Annotated in this window: 24 protein-coding genes and 1 other annotated feature; of the genes, 8 read left to right on the forward strand and 16 right to left on the reverse strand. The window is 38.9% G+C overall.

The genetic code is table 11. The annotated features are described in order from the left end of the window. Nucleotides 1–16: 16 nt before the first annotated feature. From ilvN to FA727_RS16160, 4 genes are all read right to left on the reverse strand, one after another. On the reverse strand, nt 17–535 hold the full coding sequence (ilvN, locus tag FA727_RS16145) for an acetolactate synthase small subunit (RefSeq protein WP_126410432.1): 519 nt from the start codon (nt 533–535) through the stop codon (nt 17–19). Beyond that, nucleotides 532–2250: an acetolactate synthase large subunit gene (gene ilvB / locus FA727_RS16150; RefSeq protein ID WP_136832579.1), complete on the reverse strand. Its 1719-nt coding sequence runs from the start codon at nt 2248–2250 to the stop codon at nt 532–534. Before ilvB ends, ilvN begins: the two co-directional genes overlap by 4 nt. Before the next feature lie 95 nt (nt 2251–2345). Then, nucleotides 2346–2601 (reverse strand) — a binding site (T-box leader). A gap of 14 nt (nt 2602–2615) precedes the next feature. Further along, on the reverse strand, nt 2616–3518 hold the full coding sequence (ilvE, locus tag FA727_RS16155) for a branched-chain-amino-acid transaminase (RefSeq protein WP_136832581.1): 903 nt from the start codon (nt 3516–3518) through the stop codon (nt 2616–2618). 487 nt (nt 3519–4005) lie between these two features. Then, complete coding sequence (locus FA727_RS16160; protein WP_136832583.1) at nt 4006–4821, reverse strand: alpha/beta fold hydrolase; 816 nt, start codon at nt 4819–4821, stop codon at nt 4006–4008. Nucleotides 4822–5032: 211 nt separating this feature from the next. On the opposite strand from FA727_RS16160, the gene FA727_RS16165 reads away from it, so the two are divergent. Then, nucleotides 5033–5785 (forward strand): DUF3888 domain-containing protein, encoded by a 753-nt coding sequence (locus FA727_RS16165; RefSeq protein WP_136832585.1) that lies wholly within the window; start codon nt 5033–5035, stop codon nt 5783–5785. A 554-nt stretch (nt 5786–6339) separates the two neighbouring features. Here FA727_RS16165 and FA727_RS16170 read toward each other — a convergent pair. The 3 genes from FA727_RS16170 to FA727_RS16180 all read right to left on the reverse strand — a co-directional run bounded on the left by FA727_RS16170 (nt 6340) and on the right by FA727_RS16180 (nt 7174). Further along, nucleotides 6340–6603: a hypothetical protein gene (locus FA727_RS16170; RefSeq protein ID WP_136832587.1), complete on the reverse strand. Its 264-nt coding sequence runs from the start codon at nt 6601–6603 to the stop codon at nt 6340–6342. Nucleotides 6604–6613: 10 nt separating this feature from the next. Further along, entirely contained in the window at nt 6614–6880 is a 267-nt protein-coding gene (locus FA727_RS16175) for a hypothetical protein (protein WP_136832588.1), read from the reverse strand. A gap of 90 nt (nt 6881–6970) precedes the next feature. Continuing rightward, nucleotides 6971–7174, reverse strand: coding sequence for a hypothetical protein (locus tag FA727_RS16180; RefSeq protein ID WP_136832590.1), 204 nt, complete (start codon nt 7172–7174; stop codon nt 6971–6973). Nucleotides 7175–7310: 136 nt separating this feature from the next. On the opposite strand from FA727_RS16180, the gene FA727_RS24510 reads away from it, so the two are divergent. The 6 genes from FA727_RS24510 to FA727_RS16205 all read left to right on the forward strand — a co-directional run bounded on the left by FA727_RS24510 (nt 7311) and on the right by FA727_RS16205 (nt 9428). After that, on the forward strand, nt 7311–7820 hold the full coding sequence (locus tag FA727_RS24510) for a PH domain-containing protein (protein ID WP_136832858.1): 510 nt from the start codon (nt 7311–7313) through the stop codon (nt 7818–7820). A 7-nt stretch (nt 7821–7827) separates the two neighbouring features. Beyond that, nucleotides 7828–8103 carry a hypothetical protein gene (locus FA727_RS16190; RefSeq protein ID WP_136832592.1) on the forward strand — a complete coding sequence of 92 codons (276 nt, stop codon included), beginning with the start codon at nt 7828–7830 and terminating at the stop codon, nt 8101–8103. A gap of 43 nt (nt 8104–8146) precedes the next feature. After that, on the forward strand, nt 8147–8455 hold the full coding sequence (locus tag FA727_RS16195) for a helix-turn-helix domain-containing protein (RefSeq protein WP_136832594.1): 309 nt from the start codon (nt 8147–8149) through the stop codon (nt 8453–8455). 39 nt (nt 8456–8494) lie between these two features. Next, a complete protein-coding gene (locus FA727_RS16200; RefSeq protein WP_158318894.1) occupies nt 8495–8878 on the forward strand; it encodes a helix-turn-helix domain-containing protein in 384 nt (127 codons plus the stop codon). 42 nt (nt 8879–8920) lie between these two features. Beyond that, nucleotides 8921–9091, forward strand: coding sequence for a hypothetical protein (locus FA727_RS24095; protein WP_158318895.1), 171 nt, complete (start codon nt 8921–8923; stop codon nt 9089–9091). 94 nt (nt 9092–9185) lie between these two features. Next, complete coding sequence (locus FA727_RS16205; protein ID WP_136832598.1) at nt 9186–9428, forward strand: hypothetical protein; 243 nt, start codon at nt 9186–9188, stop codon at nt 9426–9428. A gap of 39 nt (nt 9429–9467) precedes the next feature. Here the strand turns inward: FA727_RS16205 and FA727_RS16210 are convergent, their stop codons facing one another. From FA727_RS16210 to FA727_RS16220, 3 genes are all read right to left on the reverse strand, one after another. Further along, the gene (locus tag FA727_RS16210; RefSeq protein WP_136832600.1) at nt 9468–10448 is read right to left on the reverse strand and encodes an N-acetylmuramoyl-L-alanine amidase; all 981 of its coding nucleotides are present in this window, start codon (nt 10446–10448) and stop codon (nt 9468–9470) included. Continuing rightward, complete coding sequence (locus tag FA727_RS16215; RefSeq protein ID WP_158318896.1) at nt 10448–10855, reverse strand: phage holin family protein; 408 nt, start codon at nt 10853–10855, stop codon at nt 10448–10450. Before FA727_RS16215 ends, FA727_RS16210 begins: the two co-directional genes overlap by 1 nt. A gap of 94 nt (nt 10856–10949) precedes the next feature. After that, nucleotides 10950–12089 (reverse strand): siphovirus ReqiPepy6 Gp37-like family protein, encoded by a 1140-nt coding sequence (locus FA727_RS16220; protein WP_136832604.1) that lies wholly within the window; start codon nt 12087–12089, stop codon nt 10950–10952. A gap of 70 nt (nt 12090–12159) precedes the next feature. Here FA727_RS16220 and FA727_RS16225 point away from each other — a divergent pair, with 70 nt between their 5' ends. After that, nucleotides 12160–12555: a hypothetical protein gene (locus tag FA727_RS16225; protein ID WP_136832606.1), complete on the forward strand. Its 396-nt coding sequence runs from the start codon at nt 12160–12162 to the stop codon at nt 12553–12555. Between the two features lie 166 nt (nt 12556–12721). Here FA727_RS16225 and FA727_RS24100 read toward each other — a convergent pair whose 3' ends face one another. The 6 genes from FA727_RS24100 to FA727_RS16250 form a co-directional block, all read right to left on the reverse strand. Then, nucleotides 12722–12892, reverse strand: coding sequence for a CD1375 family protein (locus tag FA727_RS24100; RefSeq protein WP_158318897.1), 171 nt, complete (start codon nt 12890–12892; stop codon nt 12722–12724). Continuing rightward, a complete protein-coding gene (locus tag FA727_RS16230) occupies nt 12889–13173 on the reverse strand; it encodes a hypothetical protein (RefSeq protein WP_136832608.1) in 285 nt (94 codons plus the stop codon). Before FA727_RS16230 ends, FA727_RS24100 begins: the two co-directional genes overlap by 4 nt. 12 nt (nt 13174–13185) lie before the next feature. Beyond that, a complete protein-coding gene (locus FA727_RS16235; RefSeq protein ID WP_136832610.1) occupies nt 13186–15321 on the reverse strand; it encodes a hypothetical protein in 2136 nt (711 codons plus the stop codon). 116 nt (nt 15322–15437) lie between these two features. After that, the gene (locus FA727_RS16240; RefSeq protein ID WP_246041934.1) at nt 15438–16289 is read right to left on the reverse strand and encodes a phage tail family protein; all 852 of its coding nucleotides are present in this window, start codon (nt 16287–16289) and stop codon (nt 15438–15440) included. Between the two features lie 2 nt (nt 16290–16291). Further along, on the reverse strand, nt 16292–19327 hold the full coding sequence (locus FA727_RS16245) for a phage tail tape measure protein (RefSeq protein ID WP_136832614.1): 3036 nt from the start codon (nt 19325–19327) through the stop codon (nt 16292–16294). Next, the gene (locus FA727_RS16250) at nt 19328–19693 is read right to left on the reverse strand and encodes a phenylalanine racemase (protein ID WP_170209280.1); all 366 of its coding nucleotides are present in this window, start codon (nt 19691–19693) and stop codon (nt 19328–19330) included. Between the last annotated feature and the right edge of the window lie 50 nt (nt 19694–19743).

Here is a 19743-nt window from a genome sequence, read left to right on the forward strand (position 1 = left end):
CTCTAGATATGTTTTTTTATACGATTGATATATTTTTCACTGGATTATTGCCTCGTTGAGTACCTCTTAAGAAGGCTGTTGTACCTGTTCTTGCTAATTCTTTAATTCCATAAGGCTTAATGAGTTCGATGAAAGCTTCAATCTTATCGGATTCTCCAGTAATTTGAATAACAAGAGTATCCTTGCCAATATCGACTACAGAAGCTCTAAAAGGTTCGATTAATGCATTCAATTCACTTCGTGTATTAGGTGTGGAAAGAACTTTAATCAATGCCAGCTCTCTTGACACAATCGCTTGGTCACTAAGGTCTGACACCTTGAGAACATCAATTTGCTTGTTTAATTGCTTCGTAATTTGTTCAATGACACTGTCGTTTTCCACATTAACGACACAGGTAATTCGTGAAACTCCTTCAACTTCTGAATGTCCAACCGTAATGCTTTCAATGTTGTAATTTCTTTTCGAAAAGAGGTTCGTAATTCGATTTAACACCCCTGGCCGATTGTTTACGGTTAATGTAATGATTCGCTTCATTGTTTTTTCACACCTACCATTTCATTCAAGCCCTTTCCTGGTGCAATCATCGGATACACGTTTTCCTTCGGGTCAATGCGGACATCAAGCAGCACTGGGTCTTTGTTGCTTAGGACTTCTGTAAAAATTTTCTCTGCTTCTTCCTCTGTTTGAATTACGTATCCTTTAATATCGTAAGCATCCGCAAGCTTCACGAAAGAAGGTTGGATTGGATTTTTACTGTGTGAATAACGTTCCTCGTAAAAGAGCTCCTGCCACTGCCGCACCATTCCAAGTGATTCATTGTTCATAATGACAATCTTGACTGGTAAATTGAATTCTCGAATAACCGCTAACTCCTGTGTACTCATTTGGAATCCACCATCTCCGAGAACAGCTAATACACAAGCATCCTTATCTGCGAAAGAGGCACCAATACTTGCCGGCAATCCGAATCCCATTGTTCCTAATCCACCAGACGTTACCCAACGGTTCGCCTTAGAGAATTTATAAAACTGAGCTGCCCACATTTGGTGCTGTCCTACATCAGTTACGACAATCGCTTCACCATTTGTTTTTTCATAGAGCATTTCTAAAACCTTTTGTGGCTTAAGTGCATGATCATTTTCATAAACGTAAGGATATTCTTCTTTCCAACTCGCTAACGTCTGTAGCCATTCTTCATTAGAAGGTGGCTTTCCTTCTTGAGCAATCATTTGAACCAACGCTTCTTTGGCATCGGCTACCACTGGGATTTCAGTCGGTACATTTTTACCGATTTCTGCTGGATCAATATCTACATGTGCAACCGTTGCATTCGGAGCAAAGCAGCTTAAGTTCCCTGTTAATCGGTCATCAAATCTAGCACCAATGTTGATAAGAAGGTCAGCCTCATATAGGGCCATATTTGCTGCATAACAGCCATGCATTCCACCCATACCTAGGAACAACTCATGTTCTGCAGGAAATCCACCGAGACCAAGCAACGTATGAACAACTGGAATTTTCTGTTGCTCAACATATGCTTTTAAATCAGCTGCAGCATTGGCATGTAGTACCCCTGCCCCTGCTAAAATGACTGGTTTTTTCGCTCTGCTTACTGCCTCTGTTAACTTGCGAATTTGCAAATAATTTGGTTTTAGCGTCGGTTGATAGCCAGGTAACTCAATTTCCTTTTCTTCTGGTACCTCTGCAGTCCCAATCGCAATATCCTTGGGAAAATCAATAAGAACAGGACCTGGTCTACCTGAAGTTGCTATATAAAAAGCTTCTTTAATCACATGAGGGATATCCTCAACATTTCGAATCTGATAGTTATATTTCGTAATCGGAGTTGTGATCCCTAAAACATCTGCCTCTTGGAAGGCATCTGTCCCAATCACACCAGTCGCAACTTGCCCAGTAAAGACAACGAGTGGTAGAGAGTCAATCATCGCATCTGTTAATCCAGTGACAATATTCGTTGCACCGGGCCCTGATGTTACAATCACGACACCTGGTTTTCCAGAAATTCGCGCATAGCCTTCAGCAGCATGAATTCCTCCTTGTTCATGACGCGGTAAAACATGCAGAATTTTAGAATCGTAGATTTTGTCATAAATAGGTAAGACTGCCCCACCTGGATACCCAAAAATTACTTCAACTTTCTCCTTCTCTAAAGCTTGCAGCAACAGTTCCGAACCACTCATCGGTTTGTTTTCAGCCTTTATGTTTGTAAAGGCAGTTTCCTGTAACATTCCTTGCCCTCCTCTTATCCTTTAAAATTTTTTAAACCAAGATTTAAACAATATAAAAAACCCTCCCATCCCTCGTATGCCTAAAAAAATAAGGCGAAAGGGATGAAAAGGCTTTATAGCTTTTCCACGGTACCACCCTTGTTCACGCAATAGCTTTGCGTGCACTTATGGCCAACAATCTGACCTTTTTGATAACGAGTGTCTACCACTCGACTGTCTCTACTCGATAAAACTTTCAAGACAGCACTCTGAGGTGAGTTCATTTTATGTAGTGACTACCGGTTCTCAGCATCTCCGGCTCTCTGTTAATCAACTATCAATAAAACTACTTATCCTCTTCGTCGCTTTACATTATGAAGAAATCCTTAGCTTACGTTTGGAGTACTTTCGGTATAAACCTTCACACCTTCGAGAACAACCCGTTCGCGAAACTTTGCTAAAAGTTTTTTCGTATGGATGCCAGGAACCCCATCCCCTATCGTTCTACCATCAACTTTTACAACCGCGATGACTTCTGCTGCTGTACCAGTAAGAAATACTTCATCTGCGGTATAAACATCATGTCGAGTGAACGGTTCTTCTTTTACTTCGTAGCCAAGTTCTTGAGCAATATCGATAACTGCGTTTCTTGTAATGCCATCAAGTGCACCAACATATCCTGGTGGTGTATAGAAACAACCATTTTTTAAAATAAAGACATTGTCAGCAGAGCCCTCTGCTACATAGCCTTGGTCATTTAACATTAGAGCTTCACTTACATTTGCTAGATGAGCCTCAATTTTCACAAGAACATTGTTTAAATAGTTCAAAGATTTAACCTTCGGGCTCAATACATCTGGCCGATTTCTTCTCGTAGCTACTGTTACGATTTCTAAACCAGACTCGTATAATTCTTTTGGAAAAATGGATAGCGGTTCGACAATGACCACAACGCTGGCTTTTGGACATTTGTAAGGATCCAATCCCAGGTCACCAATCCCTCTTGAAACAACAACCCTGATATAAGCATCTTCTACATTATTTTTTTCAATGGTATTGGCAATGATCTTTGTCAGTTCATCTTCTGAATAAGGAATATTTAAAAGAATTGATTTCGCTGAGTTATATAAGCGTTCCATATGTTCCTTCATACGAAAAATATTTCCGCCATAAACTCGAATTCCCTCAAACACACCGTCGCCGTAGAGGAAGCCATGGTCGTAGACAGAAACCTTAGCGTTTTCTTTCGTGACATATTCATCATTTAGGAATATCCATTGCTCTGGCACGAAACTCACCTCTTTGCTTTAATATTAAGCCGCTTTAAACGACTGAAATAATGTGTAAAAAAAAGATATATTTAAAGATTCCGAAAATTAACCGTGCGTGGCGTCCTTATCCAAGATCTTTTATTTGAGGACTATCTTACTCGCATTTTTCCCCTTCGTCAACAGTATTTTTAAGAATTGTGCGATAATTTAAATAAATCCGCCAATTTGAATCCGCTTACACTATTGGTACGTCAATCATTGCAAAAAGAAAAATTTTTTGATGATTCTTTTTTAATAATTTTGAGCCCATTTTTTCATGAATATATTAATAGAAGAAACACGGAATTGATGTTAGCTTTTCTAACATACAAGAAAGCGCTTTATCAATTTTGAAGGGGGGACAAGCTCTATGACCTAAAAAAGAGGCTTTCCAAAAGTAGCCTAACTTTTGATGAGCCTCTTTTAACGCAGCTTATTTCCACTTACCATACTGTTCTCAAAAATTTCAAAGGGCTACTTCAATTCTGTCTAACCACTCATTTAGAAGCGTATTAAAAATCTGGGGCTGTTCAATTTGCAAATTATGACCAGCAGTATCCAATACAGCAAAGGTACTTCTTGGATACTTATTTATTACATCTAGTGCATCCTTAAAACCAACAACAGAATCCTGTCTCCCTAAAAGGAAAACGCTAGGTTTTTCAAATTCCAATTGATCAACCTTAAAAGAGAATTCATAATTAGCCATAACCCTATCTAATAATTTTTCATCTGCAATTTTACATCCGTTTAAAACTTCTTCATTGTATCTTAGCCAATTATATTCATCTAGAATCACTTGATTACTTTTGAAATCTTCTAATTCCTTTTTAGTCAAACTTGAAATAAATTGTTCATCCGTTCTCATAATTTTATGTTTATCGACTGTTCTTTCTTCTTTATTAGGGATAATAACTGGGCAAATGAAAGCCGTTCCTAAAATTTGTTCCCTACATTTTTCAATTATTCCTCTGGCTATGTAACCACCATATGATTCCCCAGCAATTAAGAATTTTTGGTTTGGCAGGACAGCTTCAATAAATTCCAATACGGCATTTAACATATTGTCAGAACTGCTGATTTCATTATAATCTTTTGTTAATCCCATTCCCGGAAGGTCTATATAAATACGTCTAAAGCCATTTCTTTCAGTAAACACTGGCTCCATACACCCACTCATTAGTCTGTGGTCGGGTGCAAAGCCATGTATCATTAATATTGGTGTACCCTCTCCAACCTCTTCATAATAAATCTCCGCGTTGGAAACCCTACAGTATGCCATTTTTCCACCCTTCTTTCTATTTGCTTGTCTACAACTATATTAATCTTATACTAAATCTACATTTGGCTCAAAATGGAACTATCTCAGACGCAATAGAGGGAGAGAAGCTGCTGCAAAATATCTACATAATATTAACTGTAATAATTTACTAAATTATATGCATTTAATAATGGTGACAGTAAACTTAACTAACACATGAAAGGCAGATAATATGAGAAAGATATTTAATTTATTCATTACAAGCAGTATCCTTGTCTTACTTATAAAACCCTATCAAATAGAGGCAAGTCCATTAAACATAGATAATAAGGTATTGCATGATACTTTACTCACTTTACTCTCACCTCATATAACAGAACAAGTGAATAACTATTATGGTGAATATAAACAATTTGGTTTATATGATGCACAAATTTTAAGTATTAACAGGGAAAGTGAAGGGAGCTATAGCTTTAAAATAAATGTACAGGTTGAGACTTTTGAACATGCTCACAACCCACCTTATGGGAAAGAAACAATAATATTTAAAATAAATCCTGCTGGGGTAAAGGCTATTGACTTCAGGCATAAGGGAGATAAAGAAGCGGAAAGAGTTAAGAAATTCTATCAGGATACAATTACAGATATAAAAAAATCCTTCAATCTAAATTTAGATTCTTATGCGCCTTATACCTATAACCAATTGTTATATGAATCAGAAAAACAAAAAGAGTACAAATCTCTCTCAGAAATTGTTGAAAAAATAATTGCTGACATTCCATATGATGAAATTAAACCACCATTAAAAAATGTCATTAAACCAATTACTTTTATTAAAGATAATAAAGGATATATTCTGCTTAAAAGAGCCGATGGCACAAATGAGGTTTATACATTGGAAAAGATAGATGGTAATTGGCAAGTCATGGATAAGAAAATTAAGCAAGGGAAAAAGATGAAGAAAGAATTGATTTGGTATATGTAACATTTAAAAGTAACCATTTAGACAAAGAGGCAAAGAGCATGCAGCTCTGTTAAAGCTGGGTTGTTGAATTTATTACATTGAAAAATAGGCGGAAAAATTCCGGCTAAATCAAGAAACTCAACTATTTTCCGATAAATAAACGGAAATTTTCCGGTTAATCTATACATTTTTCATGATTTTAAGGCTTTCTAGGTCATTTAGCGGAAAATCTCCGCCTATTTCACCTAATAACTATTCATTTTTCAGAATAAACGGAATTTCTCCGGTTAAGTGGGTAACCTTTCGAAAATCAAAAAAATCAATAATGAACAATAACAGAGCTATCTAAAAGCAACAATCTTTGCGAAAAGATCCGTTGCATAAAAAAAACCGTTAAGTTTCTTCAACTTAACGGGTATGTATATGGTGTGTATAAATGGCGTCCCAGGAGGACATAATAATATAGTAGGTAAACGTCTATTTTTCAACGTTTCCGATATTTCATGTGTAAAATATGTGTAAAAAATAATCTCTGTGTAAATATTGAGTTGCTCATTTATGAGTAGCTCTTTTTATTATGAAGCTCTTCTTAAATCAACATGCCTTTTACATTTTATGCACTGAAAAAGATTTGGTTTTATCTCTCTATGTTTTTTTAATTTTCTACAGGTCTGGCATGACATGATCACGTTTCGTTCAGCATGACCATTAACTACAAGTTCGCTTTCTGTTTCCTCGTCAATTATAATATCATCCTCTTCGTCGTCATGACTACTGGTAAATAGTGCAAATGCCAAAGCTACACAAGTTCCTCCAGTCAAAAAACTTATCCAGTCCATATGCTCATGTTCACCTCTCGTTGAGTGCGTAAATTATCTTTCCTTTATAATTTCTCACTGGCTCCACTTTGTAGGCGCTGTGAATTCCAAGCTCACGTTGCAGGTTCCTCACGAGCTCCTGGTCATCAAGACAAAGCTCGATCAACATACAAGCAAAAGGAGTTGGCTTCATATTACATGCTGTGGCTAGTCTTCTAAGCTTCGACTCATACTCGTTGCTCATGGATAGATTCACCCGATTAACTTTCTTGTTCCCTAAGCCTTTCCCTTCTATCATTTTTGGCAACCTCCCATCCAATTGTCATGACAATTACCAATGTCAACCGTGTAACTGAGTAACAAATTTTCTCAAAAGGGAGGAGGGGTATTACCTCCCGACAACTATCTTAATGCCCCCTCCCTCACTCTTTTTTACAATCCTGAGTGCTTGGTCCTGCTTCTGGATATCAGCTAAGATAAGTTCCTTCACATATCCGCTGAAATTCCTCCCCTCTACGTGTTTTAAAATACGTTGGTCTTGCAGATTCGTATAATTAAATGCGACTGGCTTCGAGAACCGGTTGCCACCCATCGATTCACCTCCTTGTCTGATATTAGTAAACGATATGAGCGCTATCAGCGATATAGACCAAGTTTTTAGAGGACTTTTGAAATAGGTGTAGAATGTATAATTATGGGTTTATATTTAATATTTGGAGGTAATTATCATGAAGTTTTGTCCAGAGTGTGGAACAAAAGCCGAAGGAATGAAGTTTTGTCCTGAGTGTGGATATAAATTAGGTGAGGTTGCTGCAGCTGCTACGGTTCCAGTAGAAACTGTTCAACCTACACAAAACGAAGAACAGACCATCGCTGAATATCAGACCTATATGTTTGGTATGGAGAATAAGAAAAGCTCTATCGGGAAATTTGAATTGTCAGTCCCTCAGTTCAAATACATACTGACTAGCCAAAGACTTCTTATCGAAAAAGTAGGCGTTATGTCCAAGAAGCGTGATGAAATTGAGCTATATAAAGTAAACGATATTGTGGTTAGCCAGGGATTGAAGGATAAAATTGCTGGTGTGGGAGATATTGAAGTATTGAGCTCAGATAGCTCTTTACCTACTCTAACCCTGAAGAGAATTAAGAACCCTTACGATGTAAAGGAAGCAATTAGAAAAGCTGTTATGAGCCGAAAGGACAGCATGAATATCAGCTACAGACAGGAGATTTAAAAGTTTTATGGAAATACTTTTAGAGATACACCTTACGACATTCACACCAGTAGGACCTAACAGAGGTATGCGAAGAGGACTATTTAAGGTTAATGATAGGGACTATAATAAGGACCCCTTATTTACTGCATCTGTTGAAGCTTACAAATTTATCGAACAAATTCATAGAGACGCCAAATACATGGGCCTCAACATAGATAAAGTTTTATGGGAAGATGAGGATATCACTGAAGAAGTAAAGAAGATAAGACCAATAATACCTGAAGATAATTTACCATTTTAGCCCCTCTTTTGAGGGGTTACTTTATTTCGAAGGAGCATAGAAATTGAAGGACATCGGACAGGTAATCAAAGAACAGAGATTAAAACGAGATATCCCACAAAATGAATTAGCAGACAGATTAGGAGTTGCGCCAAGTTTTTTGTCAAAAATTGAAAATGGGCAGAAAACAATTAGTATAACTAGATTGTTAGAAATAGGAGAAATATTAGGAATTAACTTTTTTGAACACTCCGATCAAGATGATGATTTATACATGAAATGGAAAGAAGTGATTAGAGTATTTGAAGAAAAGGGAGTTACACCAGACCAAATGTTAAATTTTATAAAGGCTATAGAGAAATTAGGCAAATAGAATTTTAATTTTGTAGAGTATTGTGAAGGAGTTGATATTTTGCATTTCGGATCATTACTAAAGAAGACAAGAATCGAAGCTAATCTTACCCAAGAGGAAATTGCAGAACAATTATTTTGCAGTAGAAGTGTAGTAAGCAAATTAGAATCAGATAGTTTGTCTTTGTCAACGACAAGGGCGATTGGATGGTTTGATAAAGCAAATAGAAGAGATATCATTTTCGCATTTGCGAATGGAATCAATCCTGAAGATATTGTGAAATTTGCATTTAAAAAAGACTATCTTGATAAGATGAATGAGATAAGTCAATTCAAATCGAATGGAAGTTTCACCGTAGAAGATTTAGAACAATTTATTGTCGCAAAATCAGACGAATTAAGACAGTGGAGAAAGTACTTATTAGATTTAATTAGTGTTAGGTAGTCTTCAATAATCAATCACCTTCACTTCAAAGGAGATATCTAAATGAATGTCACAGTAATTGAAGGTAAACATACAAAAGAAAACATGCAAAAAATTTACCAATTGATTGCAAATTGGATTAACGAAGGCAAATATATTCCAAATTTAACCGATGATGAAAAAGACATGAGCAGTGATCAGATACTAATAAAGCGTGTATATGAGAAAATGTAATAACTAATTTCACTTAGGGCTTTTTTATTTCACTAAATGTACACAAGGAGATCCTACTCTTTTGGATAATATGTACTAAAAGGAGAGGATTATTGTGAGGGAAAGTAACATACGTTGTCAATTGTGTATGCATGAAATTCTACCAGAGGATGCTGTTATTCTTACTAAATTGTACAATGTCATTCATGAAGATTGTTCAGAAGAGAATTCTTACGGAAAAATTGATAAGGGGATATTTTTTGAAGTAGCTGGAAGAAACTTTGCGTATTTTCAAGAATTCGTAATTAAGTTTTATAAAATGGGATTATACAAAAAAGATGAAGCCCCTACTCAATAAGAGTAAGGGCTTTTTCGGTAAGAACTAGGTGTAAATTTATTATGCAAGTAATTTCTCGAAAGTATTCTTACCCGCGATGGCATCCTGAGTAATTTTGCGATCCTTTTGAAGGTCTAGCACAGCCTTCGCAGTGTTATCACCATATTCACCGTCAATCTTACCAGGATTATAACCAGCGCAATGTAGCAAGCCTTGAAGGATATATACAAGATTACCTTTTGCCCCTTTTCTAATTGACTGAACAGCTGCTTTCGTTTTAGGTCCCCATTTACCATCAACAACAAGACGAGCATTGAATTGCTTATTAAGTTCTGTCTGTAATGCTTTAATAACAGCAGTTCGAGTTTTAGGACCACATTTACCATCAACTACTAATCCAGAATTGTAATTCTTGTTTAACCAGGACTGGAACACAGAGATTTGATTCTTTTTCGCTTCTGCAGGTTTAGTTTGAACTGTTGGTTTGGACACAGGCTTTACTTCCTTCTTTTTCAGTCCAAATGCTTTAACTAGACCATTGACGTGACCTTGAGCAATTTCATCTAAATAAGAGTCTTGCTTAAGTTTAGCTGCATCACTAGCGTTATCGATAAAACCATTCTCAGTCAAGATAGCCGGCATGTTTGTTTGTCGAAGCACTTGATAATTTGCACGCTTTTCCCCTCTGTCCTTAAGTCCAGAAGGATTTAATATCTCTGGATGAATGACATTTTGGTGAGCGATTGAAGCAGCACTTGCGCTTGTGTACACGAACGTCTCAAAGCCTGTTCCCCGACCTGCGTTGATGTGAATTGACATAAAGTAGTCTGCCCCCCATCCATTGGCCATGTCGGCACGCTCTCCCAGTGGAATAAACACATCAGTTTCACGGCTTAATTTGACTTGAGTGTTTTCATAGTTTAAGAGCAAAGACTTAATTTTTAGGGCAATTGCAAGTGAAAGGTATTTTTCAAATAAACCGTTAGCAGTTGCACCTGGGTCCGTTCCTCCGTGTCCTGGGTCAATAAAGAATTTAACCATTACTTCTCACCCTTCCCATTTACTTTTTCTTTTAAAACAGCAATAATATTTGTCAAAGGTCCAAGAGGTACACCGATTTTTCCAGCGTTTTCAGTGATACTAATAAACTCGATTGCGATATAAGCCCATGCAGCTCCTTCCCCACCAGTTGCCGTTCCATTTAAGGAAAGCTCAATAAGATAAAGCAATCCAATTAAAATAAGAACAATGAGTTTCTTAATGAAGCCCCTCCATCCTTTTGAGCTATTTAATTCTTTATTAACAGTCGCACATAGTAATCCCGTAATATAATCTGCGAGCATGACCACTAATAACACCGAAACCGCTAATCCGAAACTACCTACCAACGCTGACCAAAAAGCAGCTATTGCACCAATTCCTAAACTTAATACGTGTTGCTTTTCCAATTTGAACGACCTTCTCTCTAATATGAATGGCCACGATCGGTTCGAGGCGACTTGAATCTTGATGAAAAAATAAAAGAGCCCTAAAAATAGGACTCTACCTTCTAACTTCATTGCTGATTTGTGATAATTCTTGTTTAATTTTCTTTATGAGTGTCGGTCTGTCATTACCAAAGACCGCCTCGATACGGTACCCAGTAGATTCATAGATTTCTTTAATCTCTGTAATCCTGGTATCCATCGTCACGAGCCAATCTTTATTTTGAACCGTTACAATATCCCCTAAATTGTAGTCCACCTCATACTTAAAAGGACTCTTTGTGAGGATCTGCCCTTCTAAATATTCCTCGTTCAGTAATTCATTCAACTGCTGTTGCCCTCTATCGGTCAGATTTTGAACGATAGTCTGTTCTGGGAGTGGTTGGTCATCCTCGTCCTTTTCTTCTACGTCACGTGCATCGATAAAGACCTCATGACGTTCCAAGTCGGTATTGGTTCCAAACTCTACAATTCGCCTTTCTGCACCTTCTCCTTGCCCACCTACATAAGCAGCGTTCTTATAATTGAGTTCGCTTTCGGTGTATGCCAACTGCTTAAGCGAGTCAAATTGTGGACTAAAAATAACAGGAGGATTTTCGGACTGATTCGCGGTTAAGTCCTTTCCTTCCGCAACATCAAATACCCATTTCTTAACTTGGGTGTCAATATGAATGTCCCATCCTAATCCAGTATTTAAAGAAATAGAGGATATCTCTTCAGCAAGGTTTTTGAAACGTGACTGCCAGCTGATAGAAGACCCTCTATTTTGGTTAGGTGCAATTATGATGTTATCAATCTTACGCTTTGGATCTACAGGATTAACAACGTTTGTGTCGATAAAGTGCTTCATAACAGTCTCAGCGTTACCCTGTTTATTATCATAGGCAGTGGTGGACGGCGGTACGGTGATTCTCTGGCCAATCACAACCTTTAATGCTAATCCTTTAATGAGCCAGTTTTCTGTGATTTTCCCGTTTTCATCGAGCTCGATTTCACGATGTTTTATGATAAATGCTTTTCTAGGATTTATCATGATAATGTTGTTTTTGATTAGGTGCTCAACATATTTTTTGTAACGATTGATACGGAGCTCAATGCTCCCCATCCCGTGAAAAGAGAACACCGGGAGCATTGATTCATAGTTATCGATTTCACCAAGTAACTCAAAATCAGGTGAGATAATTCGGATTGGTTGCATAGTTCACCTCCCAATTAAAGGAAACACCTCCTTCGATGTCGAATGTTGTAGATTGGAAGGAGGTGATAATATGGCTAAAAACTTTTTTGAAAAGAATGACTTTAAAGGGATTACGACTTTATCACTTTATAGTATAGTAGCTATCCAAGATGAAAACTTTGAAAAGAAAAATAGTATTATTTTCTTTACTGCTTCTGGCATGATTCAGGCAGAGGAAATGCTTCCTAATAAGATCGAAGAGCGGACAACTGACCTTGAAACCTCGGACAAGTTGATTCGATCCGCTCTGAAAAATAGAGATAAAATGTTAAGAGAACATGACAACGAGAAATTACTTGAAGAAAACACTAGTTTCATCTTAAAAAATGTTAAAATCAAATCTCTTGATGGAAATACTACCAATGTTCCGATAATGATTTTATTTTCTGATAGCATTGTTGGGATAACTCTTGGAAATCTTGATTAAGTAATCCTTCATCGATGTGAATATTGATTTCAGTCACCGTTCCTACGGTGACTTTTTTTTCAAGTTGAGATACTCGGTTTTCTATATTTGTAATTTTTTGTTCAACATCCAATTTATTCACCTCTTTTCAAAACATAAAAAAATACACCCTCCTTTCAGGTGTTTATTATCCTAAAGCTTCAATTGTTCTTTCTGCAATTTCGATTTCAACCTCTGAGCGAATCGGCATTTCTATCCCACTAATCACCTTCGTTTCTGGAACATCCGTAATGGCCATTTTATTAGCCATCACCAAAGTAGCATAAGAGTTTACTAACATTTCTTGGACTTTGTTCATAGTAAGCCAACCTCCATCATTGTATTTAGAATAGCGATTTGTAATTCAGCTTGTTTCACTTCATCTTCTGAGGGTTCGAGTGATTTCAACAGTTCCTCTGCCTCTATGTCTGCTTGCAACTTCCCTTCTACTACTTCACCATTTACGAGTTTAGGAGAGTAAAATGATAAGGGTTTGTCGATTTCAACCAAAACTTCGTTTTCTAACGGAATATAGTCATCATTCACAATTTTATCTTTAGTGTAATCTCCGTTTTCGTCAAAAACTAAGATTTTTTTCATAGTTTTACCCCTTTACCTTTTAGCTTTAAATCGTCCCGTAATAATTAGATAAGTCGCTGCCGTTCTAGATCTTGTAAGAGAAATATCTCCGCTTGTATTCGTGCTGCATGGAATAACTTCGTATGCTGTAGACGATACATAGTTATTCGCGGTTAATGCTGCAAAGTTATCCGTCCTAAAATCGTCGGGAAGGTTGAATACTACTGTATTTGTCGCAGTAGGTCCGCCGCCTACAATTCCCTCAACATTTGTGTACCCTTCTTCGTCTTTCCAATAATTCAAACCCTGATACTGATGATTAAAACCGTTCAATAGAGTAGCTTTGATTTTTGGAATAATTCTATCTTTACTTACGGAAGTTTTTTCTAGTTCGTCCAAACGCTCTTCATGTGCCGCTAATTTCTCCGTATGCTCGTTTAAACTCGCCTTTACGTTTTGTCTGTACTCAATCTCTGCGTTGTCGGCTTTGACTGTTAATTCGGGTAGAATTTCGTAAGTGGCATAGTATATTGCGTTTGGATCGAATTTCCCCGACTCGATACTCATTCGCTCGTTTCCATATGCTTGAGTGTAAACAGGATACCATTGAGTATCTAAATCCTTGTTCTTATAAACACCTAAAAATTTATTGGCTTTATGTTTCAAAGGGGAATCCACATATGCGCCGTTATTTACTACATTTATAGTATAAAACCCCGCGTCGCTACTTCTTGAAGGGTTAACCCTTTCCCTCACAACAACCCCTTGACGCAACTTAACTGTATTTTCGCCCTCTTCTAACATTGCCGTTCCTTTTGTTGATACGGTTATTATTTGTGGTGTTGCTAGTTGATAGAGTAGGCGGTATGGTTGCCAAGCATTCACAACTGTATAAGTACCGCCTGTTATTGATTTTGGACTTGCTTTAACTGTTGGTGCGATTGACCCCAAATACCAACAACCCGAACTTCCTAGCGTTTCGATTGGAGTCCATGCTTTTGTTCCAGTACCGTTGTAAAGAGAAGTAAAGCCTTGACCATCCGTATACATTTTCCAACCCAAGAAATACGCTTTAATTTCGTCTGCTGTTGGAGTGTAAGATTCGCCCCATCCGCTATCGGTATCGGAAATAGTGATGTACAAATTTCCATTAGTAGAATCGATTTTAAAACAGTCCTGTGACGGCATTGTAACACTACTATTTTTGATTAATGTTTTTCCGTCATATTTCACTAATGGACTTTCAACTTCAAGTTGTGAAGCTAATACTGATTGGTCGCTATTAGCAGTAAATAAAGGTATATTTACTCGCTTAAACCCCGCGAAGTCTCCACTGAACGCATATGCTAGTTTATCGTCAAACGCCATTTCTCTAAACTGTTCAACCTTCTTCAAAACTCCACTCACACGAATGATTTCATCATAAACGCCATTCATTCCATGTAGTGTTGTTTCGATAACTTCCCTTGTGTCGCCTACTTCGATTGTAGGGTTGACGATACCATGGAAACCTTGGCCATCTATTATTTCAGTCAACCCCTGCACGCTTACCACATTGATCGGAGCCTTTATAGAACTATGAATGGTGTTTTCGCCCTGTACAAGAGTAGCAGTTTGAACGTCCTCATTTTTGAGCTCATCGTCATAATCTGCTTGAGTCACAAAACCCTCTCTTTGTTGACCTTCAAACCAATCTTCAAAACGCTGTTCATACTCCGCAGTCTTAGCAAACCAAGCGTCCCATTGTTGCTGAAACTGTGACGTAGGAATACTTATAAGTGAGTAAACAAGGCCACACAAATCCTCGTTGAGACGTTCATCAAATAAGTCAGTAGTCTCAAGTGAAGCAGTATTTGCCCTCACTCTTATGCGTGCCAATGACAACTCATAGATAAATTCGTCTCGAGTCAATTCGGGTGGTACCGGGTTAGCAGATGCTTCGCCTTGGATTACAAATAACCTAATGAACCTGGATTGATTCCTTTTGTCTAAACGCAAAACAAGACGATCGATTCGGTCTAGCGTAGCTTCTGGAAGAGCATGTTCCAATATTAAATCGCTCGTATTCTCATATGCGTAACCTTGCATTAGAGCTTTACCGGGACCAACAATCGTTGTTAATCCATTTCCCACAGTCACAGACAATTCTGGCTGATTATCTATGTGCAAGAGTCCTGTCGAAAGTACATTACCAAAGTACTCAGCGAAATCGGCTGCTTGATGTTTCCTCGGATCACCCGGGGCACTGTTAAAAAACTTACTTAATTCCATATTCTCACCTTCCTTTAAACTCCGACGTAAAGCTTCTGATAGTAAATATTTACGATCGCACCCTGTATGTCACTATCGGCACTATATTCAATTTCGTTCTCACCTATTTGTAACTGGAAGAAGGTACTGTCCAAATCAATCCAGTTAAAGACGTTTCGTTCAGCCCCGTCAGCTCCCACAAAGTAAACCGACTTGATACCAGGAGTCGTGTCTATCTTCATTAACTCATTCTCTCCAAGTGTCTGATTCACTTTGATAAATTCACCTGTGGTTAAGTTCCTAATGATCGGATTTACTGCAGGTCCATAAAACTCCACTTGGATAGGAGTTGGAGAGTCACCATCGTTGTCTATGATTCTCGTATCACGCTGAATACCCATCTCAAACTCACCTTCAAACGGAAATTCAAACAATGCTTCAAACGTCGGTTCCTCTTCAATTTGTGGCGATTTCCAGTATGGGTTAGGGCAGATGAGATTTAACAAGCCCCTCTGATACCTTTCAGTTTCGTTACCTTTTCCATCAGGGAAAATAGGTCCAGATTCAACAGCTGCTTTAATCTCTTTCCCTACACCTCCGAAATTATAGGTTAACAGCCCTTCTCCAAGTCTAGCGTTGAAAATCCTAGTCATCTGTTTTCTATACTCATACAGCTGCAATCGATTGTCTGCATGAATGGCAAACTCTATCGAGATAGGACGGGGCTTAAGTGGGCTATCTATGTGTGTTTCTCCATCCTGATAAGGGGACTTTTGTGTTTGCACATCAGCTTCAGCTCCGCCTAGCCCCTCAATTTTCGTAATCCTAAAAGGAAGCTCACTAGCAAATTCAATAAATTCGTTTCGTCTGTTTAAAAATGTAATCATGCTCACCACTCCATCGCTAACTGTCTGCTGACTTGGAGATTCTTTCTTGCTACGTCACTAGGATTTAAAGGCTCAGGACTATTAATCGTAATATGTTGTGTAATGGATCTAGCTCCATTAGAACCATCTCCCATATCCTGTGTCTGTCTTGCACTTGCAAGTCCTGCTTCCCTTGCATATTTCATCGACACATCGTGTGGAATGACCTGGCTACCATCTGGTAAACTTACAAGCTCACCGCGTCCACCTTCGTTCATTCGAGCAAAACCACCTTGCCAATCGTCAGTTCCTCGGGCAAGCATTGGGATTTTACTAATGCTAACTCCTGGTATTTTGTTGATGAGACCAATAGCCCCATTAATTCCACCGATTACTTTATTGGTGAACCCTTTTACCTGGCTAACCAATTGCGATACTGCAGAAGATATACCACCGAAGACCCCGTTCACAAATCCGGTAAGTCCATTCCAAGCACCTTGAATGGAACTAAACACTCCTGAAATCTTCTTCGATACGCTTCCCATAATGCTAGAAATCGTATTAAAGATAGAGTTGAAGACTCGTGATACGATGGAGCTCAATCCACTGATTATTGAACTAATTCCATTAATCGCTGAGCCAATAAAAGTAGATATGTTTCGAAAGACTCCACTGACCACAGAAAACACCGTATTAAATATCCCCGTCACTATCACGATAATCGGACGAATTGCGCTTACAATAGCTGCTATTACCCCAGCTACATAGGCAATGATAGGCGCAATCACCGCCATTACTGCGTTAATAATTCCTGCGATAAAAGCAATGACAGGACTGATCGCTGAAATGATGTTTGCTACCACATGAACCACGATGGTGACAATGCTCATGATAATCGGCAACAAAGTCTTGATGACTTCCATAATCGCTTGAATAATGGCGATGAATGCAGGAGCTGCCGTTTGCACGATATTCATAAAGGAGGCTATCAAACTTTGAATCACCGGAAGCAATGAACTAATCAAGACACCGACTAATGGAACGACCTGAGCGATGATATCAGCCACAATCATGACCACTTCCATAATGATAGGAACCAACTGATTAAACAGATCAATCACAACTGGCAACACTGAACTTATGATGGCCATAAAGGTCATACCCATCTGCATAACAATCGGAATGAGCGTCGATATAGCTTGCATGATTATTGGAATTACCGCACTTGCCAATTGTCCTAATGCTGTCCCCAGCGTTGCTACTACTGGAAGCACCATCGAAACAATCATCTGAAATGCTTCAGTTATTTGTGGGCCGAAGTTTTGAAACAGTAAGATGATCCCTTTTACGATTGGGTTAAGTCCCAGTAGCATGGAAACCAACTGAATGCCGAATCCACTTCCTACTCCTCCTGCAGACTGGAAACCCTCAACTAGACTAGAGAAGAAAGTCGTAAAAATCGGGATGACTGTTTGGACAATGCCCCAAATCGTTGTAAAGACTGCAGCAATCTGTGAACCGATAGTTCCTAACGCTGAGACAATTGCTGGACCCGCATTACTAAACGCACTCGCAATCGCGCTTCCCATTTGTGAAAGAACCGGTTGCGCAGTTGACCACAAGTTCTGAAGGATCGGAATGACCATCTGAACAACGCTCAGTATCTTATCTCGAACAAAATCAAAGACCGTCATCACGTTGTTTCGGAAGGTCTCATTGGTTAGCATTAAATAAGCAAAAGCACCTGATAGAGCTAATATTGAAGCAATAACCAATCCTACTGGACTAATCAAAAAGCCTATTGCGGAAACTAGCCCTCCGAGTCCCATTGTCATAAGTCCTAATAGGACTAAAACAGGACCAGAAGCAGCTGCAATTCCTGCTGCCATTGCGATCATTTTCTTGGTGCCATCATCGAGACTATTAAACTTTTCAACGATACTAGTCGTCCATCTAGCCAAGTCCGTAATCAATGGAGTTAACTGACTCATAACAGAAATCGTTGCTGACTCAATCGCACCAGAAAGGTTATCAAGAGCTCCACCGATACCTGCTTTCATTTGAGCTGCAGCATCGGCACTTGCACCTGCAGAATTCTCTAATTCCTTAGTTAACCCTTGAAGTCCTGCTTGTCCTTCGTTTAAGAGGATTAGCATTCCACTCGCTGCCTCGGTACCAAAAATAGTAGAAAGGTTCGCAAGCTTCTGAGCTTCTGTCATACCGTCCATCGACTTGGTTAACTCACCAACAATCTGATGCATCGGTTTGAAATTCCCTTTCGCATCAATCGCGCTAAAGCCTAGCTTATCCATTGCCTTGGTAGCTAGATTAGTAGGAGCTGCCAATCTATTAAATGCCATACGAAGTGTGGTACCTGCTTGTGAGCCATCCATACCAGCGTTCGTCATGATACCTGTTGCAGCTGACAACTCTTCTATACTGATTCCCAAGCTGGCTGCTGCAGGGGCTGCATATTTCAGAGCATAGCCCATATCGCCAATTCCTGCTGCAGTCTTGTTCGCGGTCATCGCCAAGATATCCGCGACTTTTCCTGATTGATCAGCTTCCATTCGGAATCCATTTAGTGCGCTTGCCACAACATCAGCAGTTAGCGCTAAGTCTTCACCTGAAGCTTCAGCTGCAGAAATTACACCAGGCATCGCGGCAACCGTCTGCATAGCATCAAAACCTTTGGCAGCCATTTCAGACATAGCAGTTGCAACCTCACTACTAGATAGAGATGTACTTGCCCCTAAGTCCAATGCTGATTGTGTCATAGTATCTAACTCTTTTGCACTAGCACCAGCAATAGCACCTGCTTTACGCATGGCCGTGTCAAAATCAGCAGTTGTTTTAATGGCAGCTAAAACAGGAGTGGTGATGCCTGCAGTAATTGCTCCTCCTGCAATAGCTGTCTTCTGACCAAGCTGATTAATCTTTTCACCTGCAGACTTAACACGATCCGATAAATTATTCAGTGCCTCATTTGCCGATTGGAACGCCCGAGTAAAGCCACTAGCGTCCCCAGTAATCTTGGCACTAAGTGTATAATCTGCCATCTATTTACCTCCCTTCTGAGGAGTTTTCATGCCGTTTGCTTTGTAGACTCGATCCACCCATGACTTGCCGTTCTTCTCTTCCATTTCAAGAATGGTTTGAATGGCATTTTCGTTAAATTCCTTATCTGCTTTGTGCGTCTTAGGAAACAACTCGATAAAACGCTTGTTCTTTTTGCGGTTGATATTTGCCTCGGCATTAAGTACCGCATTACGCATCCAAGTCGTGTCTGAAATGAACTTGTTTTCATGCTCTTTCCGGATGAACATTTTTTCTGTTTCGGTGAGCAAATCAAAATCAGATCGCGACATGCCAAGTCGAACAACAAAAAAAGCTAAGTCCCTTTCGTAAGAAAAGTCCTTAGCCAATTCAGCTTTACGTATATCGTCATGGGTAGGAGTGTAGTCGTTAGGCAGGT

Origin of the sequence: Robertmurraya kyonggiensis (assembly GCF_005116465.1) — a bacterium.
Lineage (GTDB): Bacteria > Bacillota > Bacilli > Bacillales > Cytobacillaceae > Robertmurraya > Robertmurraya kyonggiensis.

Excerpts from the sequence above, each read along its gene's own strand:
- FA727_RS16225 (WP_136832606.1), top strand. The coding sequence starts at position 12,160 with ATGGCTAAAAACTTTTTTGAAAAGAATGACTTTAAAGGGATTACGACT.
- FA727_RS16230 (WP_136832608.1), bottom strand. The coding sequence starts at position 13,173 with ATGAAAAAAATCTTAGTTTTTGACGAAAACGGAGATTACACTAAAGAT.
- FA727_RS16210 (WP_136832600.1), bottom strand. The coding sequence starts at position 10,448 with ATGGTTAAATTCTTTATTGACCCAGGACACGGAGGAACGGACCCAGGT.
- FA727_RS16245 (WP_136832614.1), bottom strand. The coding sequence starts at position 19,327 with ATGGCAGATTATACACTTAGTGCCAAGATTACTGGGGACGCTAGTGGC.
- FA727_RS16220 (WP_136832604.1), bottom strand. The coding sequence starts at position 12,089 with ATGCAACCAATCCGAATTATCTCACCTGATTTTGAGTTACTTGGTGAA.
- FA727_RS24510 (WP_136832858.1), top strand. The coding sequence starts at position 7,311 with ATGAAGTTTTGTCCAGAGTGTGGAACAAAAGCCGAAGGAATGAAGTTT.
- FA727_RS16170 (WP_136832587.1), bottom strand. The coding sequence starts at position 6,603 with ATGGACTGGATAAGTTTTTTGACTGGAGGAACTTGTGTAGCTTTGGCA.
- FA727_RS24100 (WP_158318897.1), bottom strand. The coding sequence starts at position 12,892 with ATGAACAAAGTCCAAGAAATGTTAGTAAACTCTTATGCTACTTTGGTG.
- FA727_RS24095 (WP_158318895.1), top strand. The coding sequence starts at position 8,921 with ATGAATGTCACAGTAATTGAAGGTAAACATACAAAAGAAAACATGCAA.
- ilvB (WP_136832579.1), bottom strand. The coding sequence starts at position 2,250 with ATGTTACAGGAAACTGCCTTTACAAACATAAAGGCTGAAAACAAACCG.
- FA727_RS16165 (WP_136832585.1), top strand. The coding sequence starts at position 5,033 with ATGAGAAAGATATTTAATTTATTCATTACAAGCAGTATCCTTGTCTTA.
- FA727_RS16175 (WP_136832588.1), bottom strand. The coding sequence starts at position 6,880 with ATGATAGAAGGGAAAGGCTTAGGGAACAAGAAAGTTAATCGGGTGAAT.
- FA727_RS16180 (WP_136832590.1), bottom strand. The coding sequence starts at position 7,174 with ATGGGTGGCAACCGGTTCTCGAAGCCAGTCGCATTTAATTATACGAAT.
- FA727_RS16240 (WP_246041934.1), bottom strand. The coding sequence starts at position 16,289 with ATGATTACATTTTTAAACAGACGAAACGAATTTATTGAATTTGCTAGT.
- FA727_RS16160 (WP_136832583.1), bottom strand. The coding sequence starts at position 4,821 with ATGGCATACTGTAGGGTTTCCAACGCGGAGATTTATTATGAAGAGGTT.
- FA727_RS16190 (WP_136832592.1), top strand. The coding sequence starts at position 7,828 with ATGGAAATACTTTTAGAGATACACCTTACGACATTCACACCAGTAGGA.
- ilvN (WP_126410432.1), bottom strand. The coding sequence starts at position 535 with ATGAAGCGAATCATTACATTAACCGTAAACAATCGGCCAGGGGTGTTA.